Here is a 3,677-nt window from a genome sequence, read left to right on the forward strand (position 1 = left end):
TCGGCAACGCCGTAGCGCGGCCCGCCTCCTGTAGGAGCGAGCTTGCTCGCGAACGGGTTTTCTGGCGGCTACGGCATCAAGCGGTTCGCGAGCAAGCTCGCTCCTACAACAGCTTAAAGCTCCTCGCGGTACTCCCCGGGCGTCTTGCCGAACCAGCGGCGGAAGGCGCGGAAGAAGTTGCTCGGCTCGGAGAAGCCCAGCAGGTAGGCGATCTCCAGCAGCGTCATGCGCGGCGTGGCGAGGTACTGCTGGGCCAGTTCGCGGCGGGTGTCGTCGAGCAATTGCTGGTAGCTGGTGCCCTCTTCCTGCAGGCGCCGCTGCAAGGTGCGCTCGGACAGGTGCAGCGCCTGCGCCACGCCCTCGCGCTTGGGCTCGCCCTGGGGCAGCAGGCGGCACAGCACCTGGCGCGTCTGGTGGCTGAAGCGGCTGCTGACGAAGCGCGCCAGGTATTCCCCGGCGAAACGGTCGTGCAGGCGTGCCAGCTCCTCATTGGCGGTGGGCAGTGGCGCGCTCATGTCCTCATGGGAGAACAGCATCGCACAATCCGCATGGCCGAAACTCAGCGGCGCCTGGAACAGCTCACGGTAGGGTTCGATATCCGGTGGCGCCTCGCCCGCCAGCCGCACTTCCAGCGGCTTGATCGCCCGCCCGGTAATCCAGCGCAGCATGGCAATCAGGCTCGCCAGTGAACACTCCGCGCTCTGCCGCGGCACCGGCAGGCGGTCGCCGTGGACGACGATGCGGTACAGGCAGCCCTCCGGCAGGCGGCGGAAGGTCAGGTCGGCGCCCTCGGCGATGATCCGCTGGTAGCGCTCCAGGCGCTCGAAGCCCTCGCCCAGGTTACGGCTGGACATCAATGCATAGCCCACCACCGGGAACGCCGGCGTATGCACGCGGGCGATGTTCAGGCCGATGGCCGGGTTGCCGGACAGCTCCACGGCGCGGTTCCACAGGCGGCTCATGGCGTCCTGCGGGAAGCGCGCATCGGGATCGTCGAGGGCGGCGAAATCCAGCTGCAGTTCAGTGAACAGCGCGCGGCAGTCGAGGCCTTCCAGCTCCAGCGACTGGACGATCCCCCGCACCCAGCTCGACAGGGTCGTACGCTCAGGCATGCAACTTCTTCTGGTTATGGTGGTGATCCGCGCCCAACGGTCGGATGAGCCGGCGGCACAGGGGGATACTAAACTGGCCCCCCATGTCATCCGCAAGTCTGAAGGCACCGGCCTACACTGCCGCTATCACAACAACAGGAGGTGCGCCATGAGCACCCAGACCGCCGATCGATTCCAGAGCTTCGCCGAGTTCTACCCGTACTACCTGCAGGAGCACAGCAACGCCGTGTGCCGCCGCCTGCACTACGTGGGCAGCCTGCTGGTGCTGTCGATCCTCGCCTACGCCATCGTCAGCGGGCACTGGCTGTGGCTGCTGGCCATGCCGCTGGCCGGCTACGGCTTCGCCTGGGTCGGGCATTTCGTGTTCGAGAAGAACCGCCCCGCCACCTTCAAGTACCCGCTGTGGTCGCTGATGGGCGACTGGGTGATGCTCAAGGACGCCTTCACCGGGCGCATCCGCTTCTGAGTCATCAGCGCGCGGCATTACGCAACGACGCGCGCTCGAACAGCAGCGCCTGCACTTCCCCGCCGGCATGCTGGGCGATGCGCCGCCAGCTGGTGGGCACGTCGGGAATCTCCTGGTCGTTGTAGCGGCTCATCACCAGCCACACGCGCCCCTCATCGCGCGGCAGGTCGGCCAGGCGATCGACGAAGCTGTGCTGGCGATCGTCGATCAGCGATCCGAAACCATACTCGCCCGGCCGACCCGAAGAGCCATCGTCGGCCGGCGCGGTATAGAGCAGCGGCTCGCTGCCGGTGCGGTTGTAGTAACGGAACGCCAGGTACCAGAGGATGTCGTCCACCACCACCCGGTCGCCGGCGCGGTAGTGCGCGTTGACGTAGGCGACCATGCCGTCGAACTGCTCGTCCGGGTCGGTCTCGTAGGCGCGCGCCAGCCCCAGTCCCTGCAGCCCGAGCAGCGTCGCCAAGGTCATTGCTCCCAGCGCACGCCGTAACTCCAGCAGACGGTCCAGCGCCAGTGCGAACAGCAGCGGCAGGCCCAGGGCAAACGCCGTCAGGTAGCGTTCGACGAACACCGGCGAAGCGAAGGACACGCCATACAGCGCCAATAGCGGCAGACCGACATAGAGCGAGACCAACACACCAGCGCGCTGGCGACTGCGATCCTGACGCAGCACCAGCAGCATCGCCCCCACGACCAGCAACGGCACGCCCACCAGCAAGGGCCACGCCAGCTCGTTGCCATCGGACTGCGCCAGCCATTGCCAGAGCATCGACGGGACGGAGCGCGCATCCACCGGCGGCTCCCAGCCCACATCGCCGCCGGCAACCAGCACCGCCATGTGCCCAAGCAGGTCCAGCAGGCCGGGCAACCAGGGCAGGAACAGCACGCCGATGGCCAGGTTGGCCAGCCACCAGTTACGGCGGCGCAGCGGGCTGTTCGGCAGCGTGGCCAGCCAGGCCCAGTGAACCAGCAGACCGAACAGGCTGAAGTAGTGGGTGTAGAACGCCGCCGACATCAGCAGCGCGTAGGCCAGCAGATGGCGTCGCTTCCCCTCCTCCAGCCAGTAGAGCAAGGCCAGGGTCGCCGCCAGCAGCCAGCAGCCGAGCAGCGAGTACATGCGCACTTCCTGGCTGTAGCGCACCGCCGTGGGCAGCAACGCCAGCAGCAGGACGGCGAGCACGGCCGCGCGGCGGCTGGCGAGACGCCAGGCCAGCCAGCCGCCGAAGAACACCGCGAGCGTGCCGAACACCGCGCTGAACAGACGCAGCGACAGCACGCCCTCGCCCAGCAGCCCGGTCCACAGGTGCAGAAGGTAGAAGTACAGCGGCGGATGCACGTCGTGGGCGGCGTGTTGCCAGAGTTGCAGCGGCGAATAGCGGGCGAGGAACAGGCTGGAGCTTTCGTCGCCCCAGATGGCCGAGCCGGTCAGCTCATACAGGCGCAGGCACAGCGCGAACGCCAGCAGCGGCAGGAACCACCACTGGCGCAACAGCTCGGGCAGGCTCGGGGGCTCGCGGGAAGACATCACAGCCTCGCTGGGAGAAACGTCCGTGCCGCTGAGTGTACGTCAGCCGCACGCGGCTTACCGACGGATCAGCAGTTCCCGCGCACGGGCCTGGTGTTCGGCCGGCAGCTCGGCGAGCAGCTCCACTTCGCCGGCGATCAACGCGCCCACCGGCACGCCATCGCGGTAGAGCACGCGATTGCCGCTCACCGCCGGCACCTTGCGCCCCGGCAGCAGCGTGCCGGCCAGGTTCAGCGGGTCGACTGCGGAAACCACCACCCATTCGCCGTTCGCCTCGCGGCGACGCACTTCGCGCAGCAGGCCGACAGCCTCCGGCAGGGCGAATTGCTCGCCGGTCAGCCCGGCGACGAAGCGCCCGCCGCGGATTTCCCCGCGGGCTTCCAGGCGGTGGTAGACCCGCAGCAGGTCGCGCCAGGGCGGCAGCCAGTCGGCCTCGCGATCCAGCAGACGCCAGCAGACCACGCCGTAGCGGCGCAGCAGCGTCATGGCGACATGTTCGAGCACTTCCGCCGGCAACCGCGCGCCCGCCTCCAGCGTGGAGCGACGCAGCAGCGCCCAGCGCCCGGCATCGGCC

At 68.3% G+C, this 3,677-nt stretch carries 3 protein-coding genes and 1 pseudogene; 1 reads left to right on the top strand and 3 read right to left on the bottom strand.

What is annotated here, in order from left to right; translation table 11 throughout:
* Positions 1–113: 113 nt before the first annotated feature.
* Positions 114–1,112: an AraC family transcriptional regulator gene (locus ACCC94_RS28635; protein ID WP_413352972.1), complete on the bottom strand. Its 999-nt coding sequence runs from the start codon at positions 1,110–1,112 to the stop codon at positions 114–116.
* Positions 1,113–1,260: 148 nt separating this feature from the next.
* On the opposite strand from ACCC94_RS28635, the gene ACCC94_RS28640 reads away from it, so the two are divergent.
* Positions 1,261–1,578, top strand: coding sequence for an Mpo1-like protein (locus ACCC94_RS28640; protein ID WP_045210136.1), 318 nt, complete (start codon positions 1,261–1,263; stop codon positions 1,576–1,578).
* A gap of 4 nt (positions 1,579–1,582) precedes the next feature.
* On the opposite strand, the gene ACCC94_RS28645 is transcribed toward ACCC94_RS28640, so the two are convergent.
* Together ACCC94_RS28645 and ACCC94_RS28650 are read right to left on the bottom strand one after the other, a co-directional pair.
* The gene (locus tag ACCC94_RS28645) at positions 1,583–3,103 is read right to left on the bottom strand and encodes a glycosyltransferase family 39 protein (protein ID WP_413352973.1); all 1,521 of its coding nucleotides are present in this window, start codon (positions 3,101–3,103) and stop codon (positions 1,583–1,585) included.
* Positions 3,104–3,160: 57 nt separating this feature from the next.
* Positions 3,161–3,677: pseudogene (locus ACCC94_RS28650) on the bottom strand (ATP-dependent DNA helicase); the annotation flags it as partial.

This window comes from Pseudomonas sp. Pseusp97 (assembly GCF_047304025.1).
In the GTDB taxonomy this organism is placed as follows: domain Bacteria; phylum Pseudomonadota; class Gammaproteobacteria; order Pseudomonadales; family Pseudomonadaceae; genus Pseudomonas.